The 24,439-nt window shown below is 62.0% G+C and carries 28 protein-coding genes and 1 tRNA gene; 22 read left to right on the top strand and 7 right to left on the bottom strand.

The genetic code is table 11. From position 1 onward, the window contains the following. Position 1: 1 nt before the first annotated feature. The 3 genes from GC119_RS01735 (at position 2) to GC119_RS01725 (ending at position 2,655) form a co-directional block, all read left to right on the top strand. A tRNA-Leu gene (locus GC119_RS01735) sits at positions 2 to 89 on the top strand. Positions 90 to 711: 622 nt separating this feature from the next. After that, on the top strand, positions 712 to 1,341 hold the full coding sequence (locus GC119_RS01730) for a hypothetical protein (protein ID WP_141750123.1): 630 nt from the start codon (positions 712 to 714) through the stop codon (positions 1,339 to 1,341). A gap of 3 nt (positions 1,342 to 1,344) precedes the next feature. Next, positions 1,345 to 2,655: a M20/M25/M40 family metallo-hydrolase gene (locus GC119_RS01725; protein WP_083304036.1), complete on the top strand. Its 1,311-nt coding sequence runs from the start codon at positions 1,345 to 1,347 to the stop codon at positions 2,653 to 2,655. Positions 2,656 to 2,682: 27 nt separating this feature from the next. Here the strand turns inward: GC119_RS01725 and GC119_RS01720 are convergent, their stop codons facing one another. Further along, entirely contained in the window at positions 2,683 to 3,657 is a 975-nt protein-coding gene (locus tag GC119_RS01720; RefSeq protein ID WP_151952289.1) for a DMT family transporter, read from the bottom strand. Continuing rightward, entirely contained in the window at positions 3,654 to 3,848 is a 195-nt protein-coding gene (locus GC119_RS01715; RefSeq protein ID WP_070572731.1) for a DUF5703 family protein, read from the bottom strand. Before GC119_RS01715 ends, GC119_RS01720 begins: the two co-directional genes overlap by 4 nt. Positions 3,849 to 3,907: 59 nt before the next feature. Between GC119_RS01715 and GC119_RS01710 the strand changes: the two genes are divergently transcribed. Then, positions 3,908 to 4,573 (top strand): histidine phosphatase family protein, encoded by a 666-nt coding sequence (locus GC119_RS01710; RefSeq protein ID WP_151952288.1) that lies wholly within the window; start codon positions 3,908 to 3,910, stop codon positions 4,571 to 4,573. Positions 4,574 to 4,596: 23 nt separating this feature from the next. On the opposite strand, the gene GC119_RS01705 is transcribed toward GC119_RS01710, so the two are convergent. Further along, entirely contained in the window at positions 4,597 to 5,442 is an 846-nt protein-coding gene (locus GC119_RS01705) for an undecaprenyl-diphosphate phosphatase (RefSeq protein ID WP_070572734.1), read from the bottom strand. A 134-nt stretch (positions 5,443 to 5,576) separates the two neighbouring features. After that, positions 5,577 to 5,885 (bottom strand): hypothetical protein, encoded by a 309-nt coding sequence (locus GC119_RS01700; protein ID WP_151952287.1) that lies wholly within the window; start codon positions 5,883 to 5,885, stop codon positions 5,577 to 5,579. A 46-nt stretch (positions 5,886 to 5,931) separates the two neighbouring features. On the opposite strand from GC119_RS01700, the gene GC119_RS01695 reads away from it, so the two are divergent. The 3 genes from GC119_RS01695 to mshC are packed head-to-tail and all read left to right on the top strand — an operon-like array spanning position 5,932 to position 8,544. Next, positions 5,932 to 6,471 carry a DUF3090 domain-containing protein gene (locus tag GC119_RS01695; RefSeq protein WP_070572738.1) on the top strand — a complete coding sequence of 180 codons (540 nt, stop codon included), beginning with the start codon at positions 5,932 to 5,934 and terminating at the stop codon, positions 6,469 to 6,471. Next, positions 6,468 to 7,265 carry an SCO1664 family protein gene (locus tag GC119_RS01690; protein ID WP_151952286.1) on the top strand — a complete coding sequence of 266 codons (798 nt, stop codon included), beginning with the start codon at positions 6,468 to 6,470 and terminating at the stop codon, positions 7,263 to 7,265. The genes GC119_RS01695 and GC119_RS01690 overlap by 4 nt, the downstream gene beginning before the upstream one ends. 25 nt (positions 7,266 to 7,290) lie before the next feature. After that, positions 7,291 to 8,544, top strand: a complete 1,254-nt coding sequence (mshC, locus tag GC119_RS01685; RefSeq protein WP_070573020.1) for a cysteine--1-D-myo-inosityl 2-amino-2-deoxy-alpha-D-glucopyranoside ligase — start codon at positions 7,291 to 7,293, stop codon at positions 8,542 to 8,544. A 7-nt stretch (positions 8,545 to 8,551) separates the two neighbouring features. On the opposite strand, the gene GC119_RS01680 is transcribed toward mshC, so the two are convergent. Continuing rightward, the gene (locus GC119_RS01680) at positions 8,552 to 9,385 is read right to left on the bottom strand and encodes a PAC2 family protein (RefSeq protein ID WP_070572741.1); all 834 of its coding nucleotides are present in this window, start codon (positions 9,383 to 9,385) and stop codon (positions 8,552 to 8,554) included. 67 nt (positions 9,386 to 9,452) lie between these two features. On the opposite strand from GC119_RS01680, the gene GC119_RS01675 reads away from it, so the two are divergent. Next, entirely contained in the window at positions 9,453 to 10,112 is a 660-nt protein-coding gene (locus GC119_RS01675; protein ID WP_226829170.1) for an HAD family hydrolase, read from the top strand. Here GC119_RS01675 and GC119_RS01670 read toward each other — a convergent pair. Then, entirely contained in the window at positions 10,090 to 10,902 is an 813-nt protein-coding gene (locus GC119_RS01670; RefSeq protein ID WP_151952285.1) for a RecB family exonuclease, read from the bottom strand. The two genes, GC119_RS01675 and GC119_RS01670, sit on opposite strands and share 23 nt — an antisense overlap. A 69-nt stretch (positions 10,903 to 10,971) precedes the next feature. Between GC119_RS01670 and GC119_RS01665 the strand changes: the two genes are divergently transcribed. From GC119_RS01665 to arc, 3 genes are read left to right on the top strand one after another with little or no spacing between them, the layout of a single operon-like run. Beyond that, a complete protein-coding gene (locus GC119_RS01665) occupies positions 10,972 to 12,144 on the top strand; it encodes a site-2 protease family protein (RefSeq protein ID WP_070572744.1) in 1,173 nt (390 codons plus the stop codon). 54 nt (positions 12,145 to 12,198) lie between these two features. After that, entirely contained in the window at positions 12,199 to 13,233 is a 1,035-nt protein-coding gene (locus tag GC119_RS01660; protein ID WP_151952284.1) for a tRNA (adenine-N1)-methyltransferase, read from the top strand. Next, a complete protein-coding gene (gene arc, locus GC119_RS01655; RefSeq protein ID WP_151952283.1) occupies positions 13,226 to 14,893 on the top strand; it encodes a proteasome ATPase in 1,668 nt (555 codons plus the stop codon). Before GC119_RS01660 ends, arc begins: the two co-directional genes overlap by 8 nt. 21 nt (positions 14,894 to 14,914) lie before the next feature. Here arc and GC119_RS01650 read toward each other — a convergent pair whose 3' ends face one another. Further along, positions 14,915 to 15,301 (bottom strand): DUF3054 domain-containing protein, encoded by a 387-nt coding sequence (locus GC119_RS01650; RefSeq protein WP_070572749.1) that lies wholly within the window; start codon positions 15,299 to 15,301, stop codon positions 14,915 to 14,917. A gap of 32 nt (positions 15,302 to 15,333) precedes the next feature. On the opposite strand from GC119_RS01650, the gene dop reads away from it, so the two are divergent. The 11 genes from dop to tatC all read left to right on the top strand — a co-directional run bounded on the left by dop (position 15,334) and on the right by tatC (position 24,431). Continuing rightward, complete coding sequence (dop, locus tag GC119_RS01645) at positions 15,334 to 16,875, top strand: depupylase/deamidase Dop (RefSeq protein ID WP_176745863.1); 1,542 nt, start codon at positions 15,334 to 15,336, stop codon at positions 16,873 to 16,875. Positions 16,876 to 16,880: 5 nt separating this feature from the next. After that, entirely contained in the window at positions 16,881 to 17,078 is a 198-nt protein-coding gene (locus GC119_RS01640; RefSeq protein WP_070572752.1) for a ubiquitin-like protein Pup, read from the top strand. Beyond that, positions 17,075 to 17,878, top strand: coding sequence for a proteasome subunit beta (prcB, locus tag GC119_RS01635; RefSeq protein ID WP_070572754.1), 804 nt, complete (start codon positions 17,075 to 17,077; stop codon positions 17,876 to 17,878). Before GC119_RS01640 ends, prcB begins: the two co-directional genes overlap by 4 nt. After that, on the top strand, positions 17,875 to 18,561 hold the full coding sequence (gene prcA, locus GC119_RS01630; protein WP_070572755.1) for a proteasome subunit alpha: 687 nt from the start codon (positions 17,875 to 17,877) through the stop codon (positions 18,559 to 18,561). The genes prcB and prcA overlap by 4 nt, the downstream gene beginning before the upstream one ends. Further along, positions 18,558 to 20,018: a Pup--protein ligase gene (gene pafA / locus GC119_RS01625; protein ID WP_151952282.1), complete on the top strand. Its 1,461-nt coding sequence runs from the start codon at positions 18,558 to 18,560 to the stop codon at positions 20,016 to 20,018. Before prcA ends, pafA begins: the two co-directional genes overlap by 4 nt. A gap of 75 nt (positions 20,019 to 20,093) precedes the next feature. Next, on the top strand, positions 20,094 to 21,014 hold the full coding sequence (locus GC119_RS01620; protein ID WP_151952281.1) for an FKBP-type peptidyl-prolyl cis-trans isomerase: 921 nt from the start codon (positions 20,094 to 20,096) through the stop codon (positions 21,012 to 21,014). 12 nt (positions 21,015 to 21,026) lie between these two features. Further along, a complete protein-coding gene (locus tag GC119_RS01615; protein WP_070572760.1) occupies positions 21,027 to 21,401 on the top strand; it encodes an FKBP-type peptidyl-prolyl cis-trans isomerase in 375 nt (124 codons plus the stop codon). A 2-nt stretch (positions 21,402 to 21,403) separates the two neighbouring features. Next, the gene (locus GC119_RS01610; RefSeq protein WP_151952280.1) at positions 21,404 to 22,420 is read left to right on the top strand and encodes a helix-turn-helix transcriptional regulator; all 1,017 of its coding nucleotides are present in this window, start codon (positions 21,404 to 21,406) and stop codon (positions 22,418 to 22,420) included. Next, entirely contained in the window at positions 22,413 to 23,339 is a 927-nt protein-coding gene (locus tag GC119_RS01605; RefSeq protein ID WP_070572763.1) for a WYL domain-containing protein, read from the top strand. Before GC119_RS01610 ends, GC119_RS01605 begins: the two co-directional genes overlap by 8 nt. A 16-nt stretch (positions 23,340 to 23,355) precedes the next feature. Next, positions 23,356 to 23,628, top strand: a complete 273-nt coding sequence (gene tatA, locus GC119_RS01600) for a twin-arginine translocase TatA/TatE family subunit (RefSeq protein WP_070572765.1) — start codon at positions 23,356 to 23,358, stop codon at positions 23,626 to 23,628. Continuing rightward, positions 23,625 to 24,431, top strand: a complete 807-nt coding sequence (tatC, locus tag GC119_RS01595) for a twin-arginine translocase subunit TatC (protein ID WP_083304037.1) — start codon at positions 23,625 to 23,627, stop codon at positions 24,429 to 24,431. The genes tatA and tatC overlap by 4 nt, the downstream gene beginning before the upstream one ends. Positions 24,432 to 24,439: the final 8 nt, after the last annotated feature.

Raw genomic sequence — 24,439 nt, 5'->3', positions numbered from 1 at the left:
AGCGCGGGTGGCGGAATTGGTAGACGCGCTAGCTTGAGGTGCTAGTGGCCACTTATACGGTCGTGGGGGTTCAAGTCCCCCTCCGCGCACAGTGTGAAGTCCCGGGACATCGTTCACTCGATGTTCCGGGATTTTTTGTGTGTGGGGCGGCTGATGTGTCGGGTCATCGTTCCCCGCTGTAGGTCCTGCATCCCCAAGCTGCGGGATGTGCAGATTAGGGCACATATGGAGGCAAGTCCATCACGGATCGCCTCTATATGTGCCCTAATCTGCAGAACCCACTGAAACCTGCGGGCTGTCTCTTGCCAGCGCGGCTGCTGGATGGCTGACTATTCCGCGTCCCCACACCCGTTAACACCACATCCACGCTTGAGCCGCAGGGAGACTCCTTTGAGCAGCCGAAACTCCCGTTAGAAGCTGTTGCTAAGGCGCAGAACCCGGCTAAAGGGTGTCGGCAGTCTGAATGTAGACGTGAACGATGACCCGACACATCACCGGAACTATGTCATGAGACATCCGCAACCCAATTCCCAGCGGCAGGGGTGAACGATGTCCTGAAACCAGACACCCCCTCGCGCACAGTCAGACAAGGCCCGGAACCTCGGTTCCGGGCCTTGTGCTTTACACGGCTGAATTGCGCGCGGCTCTTGCTCCTCGCGGTACGCTTGGCCTTATATCAGCTGAAAGAGCGCTGGGATGAACGGAGAACGCATGGCAGAAGCGCATCTCGAATCAGAGCTGACAACGGCAGCGGTATTGGCGACATACGGCCGCATCCACAAACTGCCTGTCGACCACGGCGCCCGTATTCTCAGCCCAGAGATCCGCCGTGTGCTCCTCGAGCGCTTCGCCCAGCAGGGCACACCCTCAGAGAAGATCAGCGAGATTGAAGGGCTCATCGCCGCAGCCCAACAGCACATAGGCTCTGATGCGGCCAAACCGCTCAGTGCGGTTGCCTACGACAAATCGCGTCGCCAGTTTGTTTCGCGTCTTGTCCGCGCCGGCAGTGCAGGCGTTCGTCTGTGGCCGCCCACCAGCCAAACCGTGCGCGCTCAGCTCGGCGGCCAACAGTGGAACACTGCCATGCGCAGCCTCGGCATTCCCATTTCCACCCGGGGCAAAGCTCCTGGGCCCACCCGGTTCAGCCGAGAAGAGTACGTGCAGTCTGTGACGGACTTTATTGCAGATTCTCAGTCCGACCAGTCCTTCCGCGCGTACGGTGAGTGGGTGGCTCACCAGAACGCCCTGGGAGCACACCGGCCTTCTGGACCGGCGCTGCGCAAGTTCTTCGGCAGCTGGTCCGCCGCGAAAGAAGCACAGGCTACTGAAAGACAGGAGTGACCCTTGAACATCGACTTCTCTGCCGCTCAGTCCGAAGTTGTTCAGATCTGCTCGGAGCTTATCCGGATTGACACTCAGAACTGGGGTGAAGGCAAGGCCAACCCCGAAAGGCCTGCCGCTGACTACATCGCCCAGAAGTTCAGAGAAGTCGGGCTTGACTCTGAGATCTACGAATCGGCACCCGGGCGAGCCAACCTGGTTGCCCGCATCAAGGGCAAGAACCCGGACAGGCCTGCACTTGTCATGCACGGCCACACCGACGTCGTTCCAGCAGATGCATCCGAATGGAGCGTCGATCCTTTCGGCGGCGAGGTCAAAGACGGACTGCTGTGGGGCCGCGGTGCCGTGGACATGAAGAACGGCTGCGCCATGATCGTTGCCGTCGTGCGCCAGATGATGCGCGAGAACATTGTTCCTGACCGCGACATCCTCGTGGTGTTCTTTGCCGATGAGGAAGCAGGCGGAAAGTTCGGCTCCGGCTGGATGGTCGACAATCACCCCGACGTGTTCGCCGGGGCGAGCGAAGCTGTGTCGGAAGTCGGCGGCTACTCCGTCGATGTGCGCGGTGAGCGGGTCTACTTGGTCCAGACAGCGGAAAAGGGCCTGCAGTGGCTCAAGCTGGTAGCCAAGGGAACCGCAGGCCACGGCTCGCAGCGCAATGACGACAACCCCATCGTGAAGCTGGCCGAAGCTGTCTCTCGCATAGGCAGGTACGAATGGCCCGTAGAGATTCCTCAGGCAACCCGTGAACTGCTCAAGGGTGTGGCGGAACTCACCGGAATCGAATACACGGAGGAGAACTTCCCAGCTCTGCTCGCCGAACTCGGCTCAGTGGAGAAGTTCGTCGGACCGACATTTGCCACAAGCGCAAACCCGACTGCACTTGCCGGGGGCTACAAGCACAATGTCATTCCCGGTTCAGCAGAAGCCCTCGTCGACTGCCGACCGATTCCCGGACGCACAGAAGACGCTCTGCTGAAGCTGAAAGAACTCGCTGGTCCAGACGTCGACATCGTCCCGGTGGTTCAGCACGTTTCACTCGAAACGCCTTTCGAAGGCGACCTCGTCGAGCAGATGAAGAACAGCGTCCACGCCTACGACCCGGACGCCCACGTCCTGCCCTACGCGCTGTCAGCAGGCACCGACAACAAAGCTCTGAGCTTCTTGGGGATCACCGGCTACGGGTTCATCCCGCTTCGCCTGCCGAAGGATCTCGACTTTCCCGCAATGTTCCACGGCGTCGACGAACGCGTCCCGACCGACACCCTGGAATTCGGCACGCAGATCCTGGGAGATTTCCTCATCAACGCCTAACCGGCGCGACTGGCATCCGCTGCACAATCAGCTGCCGACGTCGATGTGTGACCGCACTGCCTGGCGGCCCCCAATAACGGGTTTCCCGGGCAGAGTGGCAATCACAACCCCGAGCACCACCAGCCCAATTGACACCAGCGAAGCAGGAGTGAATGCCTGTTCGCTTCCCGCCACGGCGTCAATGATAAGCGAACCGCCCATATTGCCCACCAGCGTTGACAGGCTCAGAATGAGCACGCCCAGCCGAGGCACAATGAGCGCGGACACCAAGATGAAGGCAACGCCGAACAGACCGCCGGAATACAGCAGCGGTTCAGACGGAAACCTCAGCGGGGGAGTGCCTGCGGCAAACACAACGGCGCAGCCAACAGCCAGGGCAGCAAAGCCGACCACGAAGTTCATCGTCGTCGCCGCCAGCGCAGAACCAGAGGCGGCTGACAGCCTCCCGTTGAAAGCGTGCTGCAGCCCTGTGAGCGCACCGGACGCAAAGGGAATCAGAGGAATCCACCACTGCAGGCCGGACGTGAATGCTCCGGCGCTCACAATCGCCACACCCACCAGAACGACGGCAACACCGACGAGCCGGCCGAGGGTAATCGGCTTCGGCCCGCCGGCGGGCAGCCGTGTGCTGTCTACGATCAGCGCACCGAGCAGCTGGCCAGATGTGAAGCTCATAGTGAAAACGGCTACGCCGAAAGCCGGAACCGTGATGCCTTGGGCTATGACGATCGTGGTGCCGCCAAGCCCGCCCAGACACATCCACCAGGGAAAGGCCTTTGAGCGCAGAAGCCCGACAGTGGTTGCAATGGCTCGCCGCCCGGCGGGGAGTATCGCAGTGACAATGGAGATGAGGACGAGCCCGCCGCCGAAAGACACGGCCGCACTGTAGATCCAGTGGCCGATTTCGACGGTCAGTTCACCGTTGTACTTCCCCTGCAGGGAAACCGCGAGTCCGGTCGCAATGGCCGGAAAGATGTAGAGGAGATTGGGGCCTGACCTCATGCGGTGCGTACGACCGTCATAACGCGGCGACGAAGCCAGACGGTCTTCTGGCCGCCCATTCCGACTACTGTCCGGGCCAGCTCCCAGCGGCCCGTATCGGCCGCTTCGGTCAGTGCCCGCAACGATTCGCTGCGCGAAATCTTCGGGTGGAAAGTCACCTGGCGCACTTCGTATTCGATTTCTCGCTTCACCTGGGCTTCGCTCCTTCCCTGGGGTGGCCGTCGCTGTATCATCGCGTTAGCCTGATTCTATGGTGAAGATCATCTTCGCGCGCCACGGGCAATCGGAGGCGAACCTCGCAGGCATCCTCGCCGGTCGCCGAGGTGCCAATCCGCTGACGGCGACAGGCCGCCAGCAGGCGCGCGACGCGGCTGGTCTGCTGCCTTCCGGCGTCGCTCTGTGGCGTGTCTCAGACATAGCACGATGCGCCGAAACGGCTGATCTTCTGATGTCCGCCTACGCCGAAAAACACGGCTCGGCTGCTCCGACTGCCGCCGTGATGGAAGAGTTCTCGGAAGTCGACTACGGCGACTGGTCTGGCCGTCGACTTGAAGAGCTGCGCACTCTGCCCGCGTGGGATCGCGTGCAGAACAATCCGCAGGACATGGTTTTCCCGGGCGGTGAAGCACAGCACGACGCCTGGCTTCGAACACGCCGCGGAGTCAGGCTTGTCCTCAGTGAGCTCAGCGTTCTCGAAAGCGGCGCCACGGCAGTTGTAGTAACCCACGGTGACATCATCAAAATGGCTGTCGCCGATGCCCTGGGCATGCCGCTGCAGCACTTTCAGCGAACCGCCGCAGCCCCCGGATCCCTGACCACAGTCGACTATTCGGGTCGAGTTCCCGTGCTTACCGCCATGTCCGTGTCGTCCGAGGGGCAGACAGGACAGGCGCGAACACTTGGGGGAGGGGCCTGAACAAGCCCGGCGGCGCCTGGTAATCAGGCGGCGGTGAGGACTCCCGTGCCCAGCAGCACGTACAGAAGCAGACCCAGGGCAATCCGGTACCACACGAAAACAGCGAACGACTTCGTCTGCACGAACTTCAGAAAGCCGACGATCACGACATAGCCCACTACGAACGACACGAAGGTGGCCAGAAGAGTCGGCCCCCAGCCGATCGTCATGGACGCCGTTCCTTCAATCTGATCCTTTGCCGCCTTGAACAGGCTGTAGGCGCCCGAGGCCATAACGGCCGGGATAGCCAGCAGGAATGAGTAGCGTGCCGCGGCAGGCCGGGTGAAGCCCATAAAACGACCGGCCATGATCGTTCCGCCCGAACGTGAAACACCGGGCACAAGGGCCAGCGCCTGCGCAAATCCGAATGCGAGTCCCTGGCCCCAGTGCATGGTTTCCAGAGTGTTCACCCGCTTGCCGACCGCGTCAGCCACGCCGATGAGAATCGCAAACACAATGAGCATCGTCGCAACGATCCACAGCGACCGGAATGTCGAGGTGATCTGTTCTTCGAACAGAAGTCCCAAAACTCCGATCGGAATAGAGCCGATGATGATCAGCCAGCCCAGGCGGACTTCGGGATCGCGCCGATCGTGTTTGCCGACAAGCGCTTTGCACCACTTGGTGATGATCGTGACGATGTCATTCCAGAAGTAGACGAGCACGGCAAGTTCTGTGCCGACCTGAATGATGGCGGTGAAGAACGCTCCCGGCTCACGGCCCGGCATGAGCAGCTCACCTACGATCCGCAAATGCGCAGACGAAGACACGGGCAGGAATTCAGTGAGTCCCTGCACAATTCCCAAAATGGTCGCCACTAGCCAGTCCATGCGATCCCTTCGAAACGACTTCCGGTCCTGCCGGTCTCAGCAGGCCCTACGGGACTCTAACGGACAAGGCTGACCAGTGTGCGGAAACTCGCCCGCAAATCGCTTAGAGCTTGCCAACAGTCGACGCCCGAGTCTCAGTCGTCGTCTTCGTCATCGTCAGAGTCGGGGTCGTCGAAGTCATCGTCGTCATCAAAATCGTCGAAGTCGTCGTCGAAAGTGCCGTCTTCGCGGGCATCTTCTATGTCGTCGAAAAGCTCGAACGGGGTTACTTCGTCATAGGCGACGTACAGTGCGTCTTCGTAGACTTCATACGCGTCAGCAAGTGCCATGTAGGCGGCTTCGACGCGTTCGTCGGTGTCGGAGGTCCGTTTGACTGCGGCCGCGTAGTGTTCGCGGATGGCTGCGATGAAGGCTTCGAGGGCGACTTCCGGTTCTGAGCTCATAGTTCCATCGTAACCGTGTGTGAGCTGAGCGACTACCCTGTTGACTATGGCTCCCAGCGAATACTTCTTCCCCGCTCCCGACCGGTTCATCGTGGGCACCGTCGGCCTGCCGGGGGACCGCACTTTCTATCTGCAGGCAAAGGAGGCCGATCGGGTTGTCACCGTTGCGCTCGAAAAGGAACAGGTCGAGCTTCTCGGCGAGCGAATCAACGAACTGCTGGACATGGTCAGGTCTCGTTCGGCTGACGGCTACATGATCCCTGCCGGACCGGACCCGGGCGATGCTGACAACGCCAACCTCGAAATGCCGGTCGACCCGGAGTTCCGCGTGGGCACAATGAGTTTGGGGTGGGACACCCGCCGCCGTCACCTGGAAATCGAATGTTCCGCGATAAACCTTGGACCAGACGACGATGATGCTGAAGCGCCGGTCCTGCGCGTTGTTCTGTCCGCGGAATCTGCCCGTGAGTTCGCCCGTCGCGCCGACCAGGTTGTCAACGCTGGTCGCGCCGACTGCCCGTTCTGCTCCCTGCCCCTGGATCCGGGCGGTCATCTGTGCCCGCGTGCCAACGGGGTTCCCCGATGATCGAATCCGCTCTGGCGCAAGCCCAGGTGACGGTGCTCGGTCAGGTGCCCGGCGCCTCGAACGAAGTTTTTCTGTGCCTGCTGGAAGGGGATTTTGGCTCCGGGCCGACTATGCGGCGGGGCATCTACAAGCCGGTTCGGGGTGAACGGCCCCTGCGAGATTTTCCGGCCGGTTCGCTGGCGCGACGAGAAGTCGCGGCCTTCCGCTTGGCGCGTCTGCTGGGCATTGACGAGGTGCCGCCGACTGTCTTCCTTGATGACGGCCCGCTGGGCCCGGGGTCGCTGCAGGCATATGTGCTTTCCGACAGTGACTACGAGCTCCCCGTGACTGTTTGCCCGCCCTCTGAGGTCCCTGACGGCTGGCTGGTCGCTGCAGCCGGTGAAACCGAGACGGGCGAACAGGTGGTCATTGCGCACAGCCCGGATGATGGGCTGCTGCGCTTGGCCGTGTTCGACGCCGTGGCCAATAATGCTGACCGCAAAGGCAGCCACATTCTGCCCGGCACGTGGGATCCGCACGCGGACTCTCGATTCTGCGGAATTGACAATGGGCTGTCATTCCACACGCAGCCAAAGCTGCGTACAGTCCTGTGGGGCTTTTCGGGGGTGACAGTGCCGGATTCGATGCGCTCAGCCCTGGACTCTATTGCCGGTTCGGTCCCAGATGTCCTCGCCGAATACCTGACCCCGGATGAGCGCGGGGCACTGGCGCTGCGGGCGGGAATGCTCGCTCAACATGGAACTGTGCCGTTTATGCCCCAGGACCAGATTGCGATTCCCTGGCCCCCGATATAGACGACAGGCGGCTATGCTGGGTGGCGTGAAATCTTGGTCAGCTCCCGAAGTTCCGACTCTGTCCGACTTCCCAGTGCTCCCGCCCGCCCCAGCCGACAGCACCGTCTACAGCACATCGGCCCGCGGACCTGTCAGCGGTCTGCTCAACGACGGGCAGGCCCGGCTCTACGTGTGCGGCATCACGCCCTACGACGCAACGCACCTGGGACACGCATCCACATACGTCGCATTCGACGTTCTCCTTCGCACGTGGATTGATGCGGGGGCCGATGTTGTGTACGTCCAGAACACCACGGATATCGACGATCCCCTTCTGGAGCGCGCCGATGCGACGGGAGTTGACTGGCGCGAACTCGCCGACAGTCAGATCCGGCTGTTCTTCTCTGATATGGAAGCACTCAGAGTCATACCGCCTAAGCACTACATAGGGGCGGTAGAGTCGATTCCAGACGTCGTGACAGCAGTGGAAGACCTGCTTGATCAGGGAGCGGCCTACACGCTGGACAACGGCGACGTGTACTACCGCATCGGCACACAGGTCGAACCGCCGTTCGGCTCCGAATCTCACTACAGCCGCGAGCAGATGCTGGAGATCTTCCCCGAACGCGGGGGAGACCCCGACACGCCCGGCAAAGAAGATCCCCTCGACGCTCTTCTGTGGCGTTCTGCCCGCGAAGGCGAACCGCAGTGGCCCGGCGGGAAACTGGGGCCGGGACGTCCCGGCTGGCACATTGAGTGCGCCGTCATCGCCGGGAAGTACGCGGGCTATCCGCTGACCGTGCAGGGCGGGGGATCGGACCTGATCTTCCCGCACCATGAAATGGGTGCTGCTCATGCGATCGCACTGACCGGCACGCCGTTTGCCGACGCCTACATGCACACCGGCATGGTCGCCTATGAGGGCGAAAAGATGAGCAAATCCCTGGGAAACCTGGTGCTCGTGTCGAAGCTCACCGCAGCGGGAACTGACCCCATGGCCATCCGGCTGGCCATTCTCGGCAACCACTACCGGTCTGACTGGGAGTACAGCGGCAGCGTCCTGTCTGCCGCAGAGAACCGGCTCGGCACATGGCGCGCAGCCGCCGAGTGTGCAAACTCTTCCGATCCGGCAGACGTCGTCGCCGAAATCCGCAGTGAGCTTGCAGACGATCTCGACACGCCGAACGCCCTGTCGGTGATTGACGACTGGGCTGCAGCCCGACAGACCGGATCAGTCGCTGATGAGAACACGCAAGCCGTTGTCGCTGCAGTCGATGCTCTTCTGGGCATCAAACTGTGATTCCCGCTTAACGGTCCTCTTCGCGGCGGCGCAACAGCTTCTCGAATTCGCGCGCAATGTCCTCGCCGTCGTGCGCACCGGCGAGGTCGTACTCTTCTTCCATCATCTTGATGCGCTTGGCCAGTTCGGCGTCAGCTTCTGCAATCATGTCTACCCCGTCAGACCACGCCCTGGCGGCTTCTGTCAGATCATCGGGCTCAAAGGTGGTGCCGATGACGTCTTCGAGTGCAGACAGAAGCGCCAGACCTGCCTTGGGTGAGGGCGACAGCGCAGCGTAGTCAGGCACTGCGCAGGTCAGGGTGATTGCCGGAATCCCCGCCTCGACCATAGAAACGGCAAGCGCGTCCTGCAGATTCGCAATTCCCTCGTATTCCTGCTGCTGCACCCCCGGGCAGTTCACGATGCCAGGGTCCTCTGAGGTCAGCCGCACGGGCAGGCTGCGCGTGTGGGGGACCGCGGCCGGCTCTGAGGCCAAGAAGATGACGACATCGCTGTCTGGATCCAGTGAATCCAGCAGGTCTTCGATGAACTCCTCCCACATGTCGAGGGGAGTCGGACCGGACACGAGCAGCATGTTCAACGACCTGTCCGACCGCTCAACTGAGCCTTCTATTCCGATGACGTGCGGGTACACAACAACGGGCTTGCCATCGGGGCGGACGATGAAAGGCGGATGCTTCTCGCGGTCGTAGCTTTCGGCCACGCTGAGATCGACCAGGCGGCCGTCGTCTATGTGATGTTTGAGGACGTCGATCACTACGGCGGCCGCATCGTCGGGGCTGTTGGGCCCCTGCAGGCCGATGACCACAGCCTGACCGCCCTGACTGGGAAGAAATGCCATGTCGTCAGCCTAGCCGCGTTCACCGGGGCGTTGCTCTTAGACCATACGCAGCTTTTAGGGTTGAGGCATGGAATTCTCTGGAGTCCTGTGGGATATGGACGGCACAATCGTCGACACCGAACCGTACTGGATTGAAGCCGAACACCGGCTGACCGCTCAGTACGGTCTGCCGTGGTCTGAAGAAAAGGGGCTGAAGCTCGTGGGCAATGCTCTGAGCGTGTCCGCCCAGGTGTTCATCGACCTCGGCGTACCGCTTGAGCCGCTGGAGATCATCAACCGTCTAACGCAGGACGTCATTGCCCAAGTGCAGCAGCGGGTGCCGTTCCGTCCCGGTGTGCGAGAGCTGTTCGGGCAGCTTCGCCGGGTCGGCATTCCGTCGGCAATGGTCACGATGTCGTTTCGGCCCTTGGCCGACGCCGTTGTCGCCAGCCTGCCCGAAGGCACCTTCGATGCGGTCATCACCGGAGACGAGGTGGAGCACGGCAAACCGCACCCGGAGCCCTACGAGGTGGGTGCGAAGGCTCTGGGCCTGCGTGCTCAGGAATGCATAGCGATCGAGGATTCCCTCAACGGAGCCCTCTCGGCATCAAGCGCAGGGGCCCGCACTCTCGTTGTGCCGTGCCACATTGATATTCCAGACGACCCCCGCTGGTCGATTGTTCACAGCCTGGAGGGCCTGTCCCTCGAAGACTTTGCGAAGGCGGCTACCTGCCGGCAATCGAAGTGATCTCCGGCGTTTCCGGCGCCCGGCCTCCCCAGGCTGGGCATATGTCCTTGAAATGACACCACCCGCACAGGGGTGATTTTTTCGGCCGCCAGGTGTCGGTCAGGGCCGCCTGCACGATGTCGTCCCAGATGTGCAGGATTTCGTCTTCCGTCCGCTCGATGTCTGTCATCTGCGGCCGCATGGCCTTAATGGTTCCGGAGCCTAAGTACATAAGCTGCAGTGTGTGGGCCAAAGTGCCGTCCGTGCGGTGTTTGAGGACGCCGTAGAAGCGCATCTGGAACTCCGCTTCCCGGGAGTATTGGGGTTTGGGCTCTTTGCCGGTCTTGTAGTCGACAAGCCGCACTTCGCCTCCCGGGGCCACATCGATCCTGTCGATGAATCCGCGCAGCAGCAGGCCATTGTCCAGTTTGGCCTGCACAAACTGCTCTCGTCCGGCCGGTTCCAGACGGTCGGGCAGTTCGAGTGTGAAATAGCGGTCCACCAGCTCGCCTGCCTGAGCGAAGAGCTTCAGTCGGGAGGGTTCGTCAGGGAAGAGCTCAGCGAGCTCCGCGGCGTTCTTGTCTTCAAGCTCCCCGAAGCTGGGCGCTATGAGGGAGCGCGCAGCGGCGGCGGTCCTCTCCTCGGCTGGCAGATCAAAAAGCCCCTCGAGAACAGAGTGGACGAGCGTTCCTTTGAACGCCGCTTCACTCGGCGGTTCTGGCAGCTTGTCGATTGTGCGGAAGCGGAACTTCAGCGGGCACGACACGAAGTCATTGGCGCGCGAAGGTGAAAGAGCATTGAGCGAGACCATGAACACAGCCTAGTAGGCACGCGGGCGCAGGTCGCAGTGTTTCTGCGTCTGCCGGTTATGATGTCGCATATGGCACAAGCGAATGCTAGCAAGGACGGCACCGCCGGCGGCCTCGTGATCGGTCGCGCCCTCGGTGCGCCCATTGTGCTGTCATGGACGTGGTTTATTGCGGCGATTCTCATCACGGCCCTGCTGGCGCCGTTCATTCGCACCCTGTCACCCAGCATGACCATAGCAACGTCGATGTTCGTCGCGTTCCTCTATGCGATTCTGCTTTTCGCGTCGGTCTTCCTGCACGAGTTCGCTCACGGTGTTGCCGGCACGCTCGGCGGGCAGAAGGTGTCTGTCATCGAGCTCAACGTATGGGGCGGCTTCACTAAGTTCGAACCGAAGATCGATGACGACTTCAAGCGCACCTCGATGACGAGCTTCTACGTTTCGGTCGTCGGACCCGTTGTCAACATCATATTGGCGGCAATCGGCTGGATCGGCATGAATCACTCCGACGGGGGCAGCGTGCTGTGGCTGCTGTGCGCCGCACTGACGTTTGCCAACGTGGCACTCGGCGTGATCAATCTGCTGCCCGGCATTCCGCTCGACGGCGGTTGGGCGCTGCAGGCCCTTATCTGGCGGTTCACCGGCAGCCAGTTCCGCGGCACCGTGATCGCAAGCATGATCGGCCGAATCGTTGCGGTCGGATTCGTCCTCGGCGCCATAGCCTATCCCTATATGACAGGGGCAAAGCCGGATTTCGTCACCATCATCTGGACGACTGCCATCGCGGTGATGCTGTGGGTCTCAGCCGCCGACGCCGCCGCGCACGCCAAGCGCGCCCGCCGCATGGAAACCTACGACCTCGACCAGGTCATTCAGCCTGCTATCGCAGCCGCCTATGACGCGGATGTCCAAGAAACGCTGCGCGCTGCCGATGCCGCGGGCAAGGGCAGCGACCCTGCCCTCGTCGTCATCCTTGACCGTTCCGGACTGCCCAACGGCCTGCTCAAGCGACAGCTGGCCGAAAGATCGGCAACGACCGTCGGCGGGCCGGGAGCGGCCGTCGCCGGAGACTTCTCCAGCCCGCTGGGGGCTTGGATCGGCGTGCCCCGGGGAATTTCCGCCCCGCACCTGCTCGAATCGCTCACCCACAGGCCCAAAGCCCAGTTCTGCCTCATCATGGAAGGCTCTTCGCTCGCCGGCATCATCGACCTGCAGGAGTTCTTCCACGAACTTCTCGAAGACTGAGGCCTGACACGAGGGGCGTCTGAGGCAGAGACCACCCGGCTAGACTGGTCAATCATGAGCCACGAATCTGCACCCGCTCCGACCGGAGCCGATGACCGTCGCGGTCTTCTCAAGGCAGGGGACAAGGTCCAGCTGACCGATTCCAAAGGCCGGATGAACACGATCGTCCTCAAGCCCGGCGGGGAGTTTCACACGCATCGGGGCATCATCTCCCACGATGACGTCATCGGAGGCCCCGACGGCACGACGGTGCGCAACTCCGTCGGCGTCGAGTACCAGGTGCTCAAGCCCCTGTACTCCGACTTTGTTCTGTCTATGCCGCGCGGTGCGGCCATCATCTATCCAAAAGACGCAGCCCTCATCACGGGCTTCGGCGATATCTTCCCCGGAGCGCGGGTCGTTGAGGCCGGTGTGGGCTCGGGAGCTCTCACCATCGCCCTCCTGCGGGCTGTCGGCGATTCCGGCAGCGTGCACTCCTTTGAGCTGCGCGAAGAGTTCGCCCAGATTGCCGAGGGCAATATCTCGGATTTCTTTGCAGGCCCGCACCCCGCGTGGAATATCACCGTGGGGGATCTCGCCGAAGAGCTCCCCAAAGCCTATGGCCCAGGCGAAGTCGACCGCGTTGTGCTTGACATGCTCGCCCCCTGGGACTGCCTGGACGCTGTGACGGAAGCCCTCGTTCCCGGCGGTGTGCTCATCGTCTACGTTGCAACCGTCACTCAGATGTCCCGCACCGTGCAGGCACTGCAGGAATCAGGCGACTACACCAAACCGCACGCTTTGGAATCAACGATCCGCGACTGGCACCTGGACGGTTTGGCTGTGCGACCCGAGCACCGCATGATAGGCCACACGGGATTCCTCGTCTTTGCTCGCCGCGTGGCTCAGGGGACGACTCCGCTGCGCCGGACCAAACGAGGTCAGCAGGCGCCTCCTGATCAGCGCGACCTCGATGTCTGGTTCGGTCCCGAAGTCACAGACGAATCCGTTGGGGTCAAATACCCCACAGCGAAGAAGATCCGCCGTTCCGTCCGCGAGGCGGGTTCCCGTCTCGACATTCTCAGCAGCGAAGGAGAGCTCAATGGATGATTCGACAATGCGACAAGAACTGTCGAAAGTCCGCCAGGACGCGGCAGGCCTCCGACAGCAGCTGTTTTCAGCTTCCCAGCGCAACGAACAGCTCAGCACAGCTCTGAAATCCGCACGTGCGGAACTCGACCGTCTCAAGACCGAAGCTGAGAGGATTGCAGAACCGCCCAATTCCTACGCGGTTGTGCTCGGCACCGTGCGCGATGGCGATGTTGTCTTCGCCGACGTCCACTACGCAGGCAGGCCCATGCGCCTGTCTGTGAGCACGGAGGTTCCTCTGCGAGAGCTCACACCGGGCCGTCGCGTCCGACTGACCGAGGGCCTGGTGATCGTGGAGGCTCTCGGCTTCATTGACGAAGGTTCGGTTGTGACAGTGCGCGAACTCATTGACGACACGCGAGTGCTCGCCGCAACCTCAACCGACGAAGAGCGCGTCGTCACACTCGCCCAGCCACTGCGCGACACCCGGGTTCGGGTGGGCGATTCCCTCGTCTTCGATTCCCGCAGCGGCCTCGTTGTCGAAAGACTCGAAAGGGCCGAAACAGCTTCGCTCATGCTCGAAACAGTTCCGGACATCTCCTATTCCGACATCGGCGGTCTGTCCGCCCAGATCAGCGAAATCCGCGATGCCGTCGAACTTCCCTTCGAACACCCGCAGCTGTACACCGAACACGGCCTCAAACCACCCAAGGGAATCCTGCTGTACGGACCTCCCGGCAATGGAAAGACCCTCATCGCCAAAGCCGTTGCGAACTCACTGGCCCAACGCCGCGGCGGGGAGAACACCCGCTCCTACTTCCTCAACATCAAGGGCCCAGAGCTTCTGGACAAATACGTCGGCGAAACCGAACGCCAGCTGCGGACCATCTTCGCCCGCGCCCGCGAAAAGGCCACAGCGGGTTCACCCGTGGTCGTCTTCTTCGACGAAATGGAAGCACTCTTCCGCACTCGCGGAACCGGCAAGTCCTCCGATGTCGAAACCACGATCGTTCCCCAGCTGCTGACCGAGATCGACGGAGTAGAACAGCTTGACAATGTCATCGTGATCGGCGCGTCCAACCGCGAAGACCTGATCGACCCCGCGATTCTGCGCCCTGGTCGTCTCGACGTGAAGATACGCATTGAGCGCCCCGACCGGGATGGCGCCAAGGACATCTTCAGCAAATACCTGACAGAACAGCTGCCGATTGCCGAGTCCGAGATCACGACGACCAAGGCGGCCGCCGTGGACAGCCTGATCGAACGCTGTGTTGAAGAAATGTACGCACAGACCGACCGCAACCGCTTCGTCGAAGTCACCTACGCAAACGGCCGCCGCGAAATGCTCTACTTCGCCGAGTTCACCTCGGGAGCCATGATCTCCAATGTCGTCGACCGGGCGAAGAAGCACGCCATCAAGGCCTACCTCGACCTGGGTGAGCACGGCATCACGTGGGATCACCTCTACCGGGCGATTCGCGAAGAATTCAGCGAACACGAAGACCTGCCGAACACCACAAACCCGGACGAATGGGCCCGCATCTCCGGACGCAAGGGCGAAAGGATCACCCACCTGGTCCTGGCTGCCGATGTCGCCGACCGCGAGAGCCGCACAGACACGGCTGCCGAGAGCGACACCTCGTCAGTTCAGACCGCACGCGGAGACAGCAGCCTCATCTGAGGCGATGTCTGCCGGTTAGGATCAGCCTTTGGCTGATCGCCCGCCGACAGCGCGGGCGATCACACGCCAGCCCACGAGGGTCAGGAAATTCATCGCGGAGGCAACGATGATGAACGGTCCGGCGATTCCCGCCCCGAACGAAAAGCGGGTGATCATGCCAACCAGAACAGTCGTCGACCAGATTGCGACGCCGGTGCGCATGGGCGCCAGGGGAGCAGTCCATGCGGCGCTGAGGATCCACGCGCACGCAAGGCCTACCAGGAACGGCCACGATGTCTGAACAACTCCGTCGAGCGTGAGAACCTGGGCGTGGGTGTAGAAGCCGACAGCCGCAAAGGCAACCACCAGGACGATGTCGGCTGCGAGGGCGGTCAGGATATGAGAAATACGAGAAGAACGCTTAGCCACAGACCAAAGTCTACGAAAGGCAGTGAGGCACAATGATCACCGTCCAGCGGATCATGGGCTCCGAAACCGAGTTCGGCATCGTCGCCGTAGGCGGTCGCCCGCAAGCCCCCATGCGCGACTCCGCGCGCGTCGTCGACGCCTACGCTGGGCCTCGCGGTCTGAAATCCGCCCAGAGCTTCTGGGACTTCGGCTCAGAAACGCCGCTGGCAGATGCCCGGGGCTTCCTCATGAACCTGGCCGATGCACACGAATCCCAGCTGACTCACCTGCCGCAGGAACAGCCGGAAGCGCAGTACCTTGCCAATGTGGTGCTGGAAAACGGCGCGCGCCTCTACGTTGACCACGCTCACCCCGAATATTCATCGCCCGAGGTCACAAACCCCCGCGACATCGTCACGTGGGACCGCGCAGGGGACCGGGTGGCCGAAGCGGCGGTGCATCAGCTGCTCTCAACAGGCCAGCCGGTCGACCTGTACAAGAACAACACCGACTCCAAGGGAGCGTCTTACGGCACACACGAGAACTACCTCGTCGACCGCAGTGTCGAGTTCGAAAAGATCACCGAGGGCCTGCTGCCCTTCTTCGCCACCCGCCAGATTCTGTGCGGAGCCGGCAAAGTGGGCATCGGACGGGAGGGTGAAGCGCCCGGCTTCCAGATCTCCCAGCGGGCCGACTTCTTCGAAGAGTGCGTCGGCTTGGAGACGACCCTGCGCCGACCCATAGTCAACACCCGCGATGAACCGCACGCAGATGCCGTCAAGTACCGGCGCCTGCACGTGATCATCGGCGATGCGACGCTGGCCGAAGTCGCCACGTTCGTGCGCTTCGGCTCCACCAGCCTCGTGCTGGGTCTGATCGAGCAGGGACTGGCGCCCCAAATCGAACTGGCCGATCCCGTCACCGCCCTGCAGACGGTGTCTCACGACCTCAGTCTCAGCGCACCACTGGAGTTGACCGACGGATCGACCATGACGGCGCTGGAGATCCAGCGCGCGTTCTATGCGGCGGCCGCTAAGGCAGCAAATCCCGATGACGAGCAGACCGCTCAGGTGCTGGCCGAATGGGATCGTCTGCTCACCGGTCTTGCAGCCGATCCCATGACGCTTGCGGACTCGATTGACTGGGTGGCCAAACTGTCGCTCATGAACGGCTATCGACAGCGCGAAGGACTCGAGTGGGACAACCCCAAGCTGGCCCTCATCGACGTCCAGTACACCGACGTCCGCCAGGAGAAGGGACTGTTCTATCGGCTGGAACGTGCCGGGCGCTTCCGCCGACTGACGACCGATGACGAGGTGCGGCGGGCCATGACGACACCACCGGATGACACGCGCGCCTACCTGCGCGGCACGGTTGTCGACAGACTGCGCGATGACCTGGTTGCAGCCAGCTGGGAGTCAATCGTCATGCGCCGCGGCGAATCCGCCGTCAGGATCCCCATGAGCGAACCGCTCAAGGGCACGCGCGCTCTGCTGGAAGACCGGCTGAGCACAGCTGTCGACACCGAATCGCTGTTGGCGGCACTCGGGGTCACTACAATCAAAGACAACAACACTGACGACTACGGGATGTGAGCACAATGGCTGGTCAGGATCAGATCCACAGGCACTCGGGCGGAGGAGAAGGCCCGGAAGAATCCGGCGACCTGGGTCTCGGCGGCGGCCAGGCCCAGATCAACACGCAGGGGCTTGACGACATCCTCGACGACATCGACTCCGTTCTGGAGACCAATGCCGAAGACTTCGTGAAGAACTTCGTGCAGAAAGGCGGACAGTGACAGGACTGTCAGCCGCCTACCTCAGCACCGCCTCGAACTCGTTCGTTGAGTTCGCACGCGAAGTCGCCCCGCACGTGCTTCCCTCTGCGCAGGCAGCGGCTGCCGAGAACATCGCCCCGCACGCTACGACTATCGTCGCGCTGACAACGGCCGACGGTGTTCTCATGGCCGGTGACCGCCGGGCGACAATCGGCTCGCTCATCGCCAGCCGGACGATGGAGAAAGTGCACAGGGCCGACGACGGTTCAGTTGTCGGCATCGCCGGCACGGCGGGCATCGCACTTGAGCTCGTCCGACTCTTCCAGCTTGAACTTGAGCACTACGAAAAGATCGAGGGCACGGTCCTCTCCCTGGACGGCAAAGCCAACCGGCTGGCCTCGATGCTGCGAGCCAACCTCGGTTCCGCGCTGCGCGGTCTGGCGGTGGTGCCGCTGTTTGCCGGGGTTGACCAAAAAGCGGACGGTGATACTCCCGGCCGGATCTTCTCGTTCGATGTCACCGGGGGCAGATACGAAGAGCAGGACTACCACTCGGTGGGCTCCGGTTCGACTTTCGCCCGCGGTTCGCTCAAAAAGAGGTGGAAGCCAGGCCTCAGTGAAGGTGCCGCAGTCGAGGTCGCGGTCGAGGCGCTCTTCGATGCCGCCGATGACGATTCCGGAACTGCCGGACCGGACCTCATCCGTCGAATCGGACCGACCATGATGGTGGTTGATTCCGAGGGAGTGCGTGAAGTCCAAGCCGACGTCATTCTGGCTGCCGCGGCCGATGTCGCCGCACGGCGAGGAGGCGGTTCCGCATGAGCATGCCCTTCTATGTTTCACCCGAACAGCTGATGAAAGACCGCGCGGAGTTCGCCCGGAAGGGCATTTCACGCGGGCGCTGCGTCCTGGTTGCCCGGTGCTCAGACGGGATCGCACTGATCGCAGAGAATCCGTCAACCACACTGCACAAGATCGCCGAAATCTACGACAGAATCGGCTTTGCCGCAGTCGGCAAGTACAACGAGTTCGAATCACTGCGCCAGGCCGGTGTTCGCTACGCGGACCTGCGCGGCTATTCCTACGACAGGGCAGACGTGACCGCCCGGGGTCTGACAAATGCCTACGCTCAGACGCTGGCATCTGTCTTCACAACGGAATCCAAACCCTTTGAAGTCGAAATCATCGTCGCTGAACTCGGTGTGGACCCCGAAGGCGACAGAATCTACCGGCTGTCCTATGACGGTTCGGTTGCAGACGAAGCCAGTGCCGTGGTCATCGGGGGAGACTCCGAAGCCCACGGTCGGGCGCTTACTGACATCGACACATCGGCTATGACGAGTGCAGAGGTTCTGCGGTGGGCAGCCAGCACCCTGGGTGCCGACGGCCCGATTCCCGCTCAGCACATCGAAGCGGCTCTGCTTGACCGCAGCGCCGAGGGACACAGGACCTTCCGCCGACAGAACACAGAAGCTGTCAAGCAGATCCTCGGGGGCGAAGCATGAAGCGCATCTACGGCATTGAGACCGAATACGGTCTGACCTATTCAGCCAACGGGGGCCGCCACCTGGGTCCGGAGGAAACGGCGCGCTACCTGTTCAAACCGGTTGTCAGCCGATTCCGTTCGTCGAACGCCTTCTTGGCCAACGGCGGTCGCCTCTATCTGGATGTCGGCTCCCACCCCGAGTACGCGACGGCGGAGTGCTCTTCTGTCGATGAGCTCATCGCCCAAGAAGAAGCCGGAACCCTGCTTCTGACCCAGAACCTGGAAATCGCTCAGCGTGAACTTGCCGCCGACGGTTTGACCGGCACGGCACACATGCTGAAGAACAACCGCGACTCGGCTGGAAATTCGTTCGGCAGCCACGAAAACTTCCTGGTGCGCCGCACCATGGACTTCACGCGTCTGACAACCTCGCTTCTGCCGTTCCTCGTCGTCCGCCAGCTCATCGCCGGGGCCGGCTGCGTTATTCCCGCCCGGGCCAGCACCGATATGCCCGCCGCTGATTCCCAGCGGGCCTCACTCAGCGGCCACGCCACCAAGGTCGAAACCATGCACGGCGATGTTGTCTACGGCCTGTCCGGCCGTTCCGATGTCATGTGGGAAGGCGTGTCCTCAGTGACAACCCGGTCCAGGCCGATCATCAACGCCCGCGACGAACCGCACGCTGATGCTGAAAAGTACCGCCGCCTGCACGTGATCGTCGGCGATTCTTCAATGTCGCAGACCACCACGGAGCTCAAAGTCGGCTCCGCCGGCCTGGTGCTCGACCTACTCGAATCCGGTGTGCCGCTTGCCGACCACACTCTGCGCAATCCCATTCGGGACATTCGCACCGTGGCCCGCGACCTCACCGGAACAGCCCAGCTGGAACTGCGTTCGGGCGAAACGACAACCCCGCTTGGGCTGCTGAGCTTCTACTGGGAGCACGCAGCGAAACTTGCAGACAGGGGCGACCACAGCCTCGGCTCCGACGACACAGCCCGGCGAGTGCTCGATCGCTGGAAGCGAGTGCTCGAAGCCGTTGAGAGCGGAGATTTCAGCTCGGTCGAAACGGAAATCGACTGGGTCATCAAAAAGAAGCTCTTCGACCGCTACGTCGAACGTGAAGGCCTGAGCCTGAAAGATCCGAAGATCACCCGGCTCGACTACGCCTACCACGATGTCACCCCCGGCATCGGCCTGTTCCCGAAACTGGAACAAGCCGGCTTGGCCAGGCGCGCTGTGCCGCTTGAAGCTTCCCAGCGGGCAATGGCAACACCACCACAGAGCACCAGGGCCAGGCTGCGCGGCGAATTCATCGCGCAGGCCCTGGAACATCGCCGTGACTTCACCGTCGACTGGGTGCACCTGCGGGTCAATGACCAAAGCCAGAAGGCCGTGGTTCTCCGAGACCCCTTCGCGACTGAAGACGACAGGGCCCGCGCCTTGACAGAGGCCTTGGCCGAACCTGTCATCTGACCTCACCACCACTCAGGCAAGCCCCAGACTGGCCACACTAGGATTGGCCAGAGCTATCGAAAGGGATGTATCTACGTGCGCAGACAGGTGATCGGCACAGCCGCCATCGCAGCTCTTCTGCTGACCGGCTGTTCGAATGGCGACGATCAGAAAGCCGACGACACAGCCACCCAGCAGGTGCAGGATGCCAAGACTACGAGCCTCGACAAGGTTGAGGTCAGCGGTGAGGACGGCAAAAAGCCGAAGGTGGAGTTTGAAGCTCCCTTCGCCGTTGCAAAGGCTGAATCCAAGGTCTACAGCGAAGGCGACGGGGACGTCATCAAGGACGGTGATCAGGTCACCGCCCACATGACGACGATTGACGGCAGCGATCCGAAAAACCTCCAAAGCACCTACGACCAGGGCAAACCGTCTGGTTTCCCCATGGACAATGACCAGGTTGCCAAAGAACTCGTCGATGCCCTCGTCGGCCAGAAGGTCGGTGCCAGGGTGGGGCTGGCCACGCCGGGCGAAAACGGCCCGAGCGTCCTGTACGTCATCGACATCGTCGAAACCGGAAAGCTCAAGACTCGCGCTGAGGGCAAGGAGCTTCCTCAGAAGAAGGACCTCCCGCAGGTCAGCCGGGACGACAAGGGCAAACCGTCCATCAGCAAGCCCAAGGGCGACCCGCCGAAGAAGCTCATCGTCGAGCCGACGATTGAAGGCGACGGCCCAAAGGTCAGCAAAGACCAGGAAGTCACCGTGCAGTACTCCGGCTGGACGTGGGATGACCCTTCGAAGACCTTCGATTCATCCTGGGATCGCGGCCAGCCTGCGACCTTCCCCCTTGACGGTGTGATCAAGGGCTGGACAGAGGGACTTGCAGGTCAGAAGGTCGGTTCGCAGGTGCTGCTCATTGCACCGCCTGACATGGCCTACGGGGAAGCCGGCAGCCCACCGAACATCGGCCCGAACAAAACGCTCGTGTTCGTCGTCGACATCCTCGACGCAAACTGATTGGAGTACCTCGTGTCCCGCACAAAACCCGAAGTCGAGTTTCCCGGCGACACCGCCCCGGAAGAACTCGAGATCATCGACGACATTGAGGGCACCGGCCGTGCTGTTCAGGCCGGAGACACCGTCAGCGTCAACTACGTCGGCGTGGGCTTTTCCACCGGCGAACAGTTTGACGCCAGCTGGGACCGCGGCCAGCCGCTCAACTTCCGCGTGGGCGTCGGCATGGTCATCCCCGGCTGGGACCAGGGCCTGCTCGGCATGAAGGTCGGCGGACGCCGCACCCTGCGGATTCCCTCCCACCTGGCCTACGGCAGCCAGGGCGTCCCCGGTGTCATTGCGCCGGGCGAAGCACTCATCTTCGTCTGCGATCTTGAGAACATCGCCTGACAATGGCCGACCTCGACCGTCCGAAGACCGGCCGCGCGCGTCGACAGACTGAGCGCCTGCTCAACCTGCTCATCGCGCTGCGGTCGGTTTCCGGTTGGATCGACCGCGACGTACTTCGCCAAACCATCGAGGACTATCGCGATAAGGACGACGCTGCCTTTGACCGGATGTTCAACCGGGACAAAAAGGCGCTTCGGGATCTGGGCATAGAGATCAGCACGACCGACTGGTCTGACCCCTTCACCGGTGAATCCGCCTACGGATATCGGATCAGCGACGAAGACTACCTTCTGCCTCCCATTGACCTGGGCCCGGAAGACATAGCGCTTTTAGCGGCCGCTGTTGACGTTGTGCGCAGCTCGGCCGTTTCCGGCGCGGCCCTCGCTGCCGTGAACAAGCTGCGAGGACAGGCCGCACAGCCGGCTGCCAGCCTCGACACCGACGCAGCCTTTGACCTGCGCTCTGTGGATGACCGCTACGCCGAAGTGATGGAATATGTGGCTGACCGCCGACCCATGCGCTTTCAGTATCGAAAACCCGGGTCTGCCCCGCAGCGCCGCGAAGTCGTCGGCTTCTGTCTACTGACCCGCGGCGAAAAGACCTATGTTGTCGGCTATGACCTCAACCGGCGGGCACAGCGGGCGTTCCGACTCTCCCGCATTGTCGGGCGCATTGCGTCTCTTGACGATTCGCTTCGCAGTGCCGTGCCGGCGGATTTCACTGTAGACCCCCGCGCGGTGGGGGAGTCCGCACACCCAGCAGAGGTTTCGCAGAAGGCCGTGCTCCGCCTCGTACCCGGCAAGGGCAGGCCACTTCGCCACCGGGGCGCGGAAACTGCAGACGGAACCTACGAGGTGCCGTTTGCTGATCTGCAGAGCTTTGCCGAGGAACTGCTGGGCTATGGCGACAGCGTCAGCGTACTCGCACCGCCGGAGCTGCGAGAGGCTCACAGGAAGCTCGCTCAGCTGACCTTGGAGAGCCTCATCGCCCTCGTGGACGGAAACCGCGCTCATGTGTGAAGCACGGCAGCGGCTGTCGCGTCTGCTGGGGTTGGTCCCCTTCATCACTGCTCATCCCGGCGCCCGGCTGGAAGAGCTGGCTTCGCATTTCAACGTCTCCGTCGAAACGATCGAAGACGACCTTCAGCTGCTGTTCGTCAGCGGTCGCCCCGGCCACATGCCGGATGATCTCATCGACGCTCGCTGGGGGCCGGACGGCGTGTACGTAGACAACGCCGCGGAGGTTGCGGCTCCGGTCCGGCTCAGCGCTGCCGAAGCCGCAAGCCTCGTTGTCGCTCTTGACTACCTGCAGGCTGCAAACCCAGACGTCGACGGCATTGAGGACCTGCGGGCAAAGCTGCAGTCGGCCGACCGTTCGACAGAACCGGTTGTCGATGTTCCGACTGTCCCGGAAGATCTTCGCCGTGCCCTGCAGAGTGCTTCTGCTTCCGGCACGCCGATCGTGATTGACTACTACGTCGCCGCTCGTGACGAACTGACTCGCCGAGTCATTCGTCCGCACGAACTGCGCCTGGCCGGCCGCTGGTATCTCGATGCCTTCTGCGAAACCTCCGGGGGAGAGCGCACATTCAGCGTCGACAACATCGAATCAGCCGCACTGGCAGAAGGCGACAGGGAGATTGTGCCCACACCACAGGAAGCGGAAGAGCCGACCGACTACCGGTTCGGCTTTGCCTCCGCTGCCGCCTGGATCCTCGACGAGTTTGCCTTCCGCGATGTTCAGTTCGACGACTCCGAAGGCTGCGCCTACGGCACCATTACCGTCTTTTCGGAAGCGTGGCTGGATCGCCAGATGCTGCGCTGGGGTCGCTGGATCCGCTCCGCAGATCCAGTGCCTGCACTGAGCAGCTCGCTTGGCACTCTTGCGCGTGTTATCGAACATGCCGGACAGGACGAGTACACTGGTGGGGCACGCTGAGAACTAAGGAGCACATGTGAGACCCGGAATCTGGCAAATCGTCATCGTCGTTCTGGTGATCGTTCTGATCTTCGGCGCTTCGCGTCTGCCCGGTGTTGCCAAGAACGTCGGCAAGTCAATGAAGATCTTTCGCGATGAAATGAAGGACTTCGGCAAGGACGAACCCACGGTCTCGGCTCCCAAGGACCCCGGTTCCATCGAATCTAAGAGCGCACAGCCCGGCACTTCTGACAGTGCCGAGGACCGCGCATCTGCTTACACCGAAGCGGACGACGACAAGCGAAAGTGAGCCCGCGCAAGCGCCTGCCGCTGAAGGGCAATCCGCAGAAGCGGATGAAGCTCCTCGACCACTTTCGGGAGCTTCGCAACCGGGCGATAGCGGCCGCCGTTGCTCTGCTGATCGCCTCTGTCATCGGCTGGTTCCTCTACGACAGTGTTCTCGGAGTTCTCCAGAAGCCCCTGGATGACATTGCAGCAGCAGAAGGCAAGACCGCGATGCTCAACTTCGCTGGTGTCGTGTCGCCTTTTGACATGAAGATCAAAATATCGATCTTCATCGGCATCATCCTCTCTTCACCCGTATGGCTCTACGAGATCTGGGCGTTCATCATGCCCGGTCTGCACCGCAAGGAGAAGCTCTACACCGTGGGTTTTCTCGGCACTGCACTCCCGCTGTTCTTGGCGGGAGGGGCGCTGGCGTTCTTCGCTCTGCCCAATGCTGTTCGCACTATGGGCGGCCTGGTGCCTCAGGGAACGTCGTACATTGTGCCGGCGCAGGACTACCTGTCGTTTGTCACCGTTGTCATCATCGCCTTCGGGGCTGCGTTCGTCCTGCCCGTCCTCATGGTGGGGCTCAATATGCTCGATCTTCTGTCAGCCCGCACGATTCGGAGGTCTTGGCGGTGGCTGGTGGTGCTGGTATTCGTGTTCGCCGCAATCGCAACGCCGACCCCGGATGCCGTGTCCATGTTCTACCTGGTCGTTCCGATGCTGTTCATGTTCTTCCTGGCGTGGCTGATCTGCGCGATCATTGACCGCGGTCGCAAACGGCGCCGGATTGCCGACGGCACGTGGGTCGAACCGATCGACTGAGTAGACTG

It is taken from the genome of Brevibacterium sp. Marseille-P9724, from assembly GCF_902500275.1.
Taxonomy (GTDB): domain Bacteria; phylum Actinomycetota; class Actinomycetes; order Actinomycetales; family Brevibacteriaceae; genus Brevibacterium.
The sequence above is the reverse complement of the archived record's forward strand: the minus strand, read 5'-3'. Positions and strand labels throughout refer to the sequence as shown.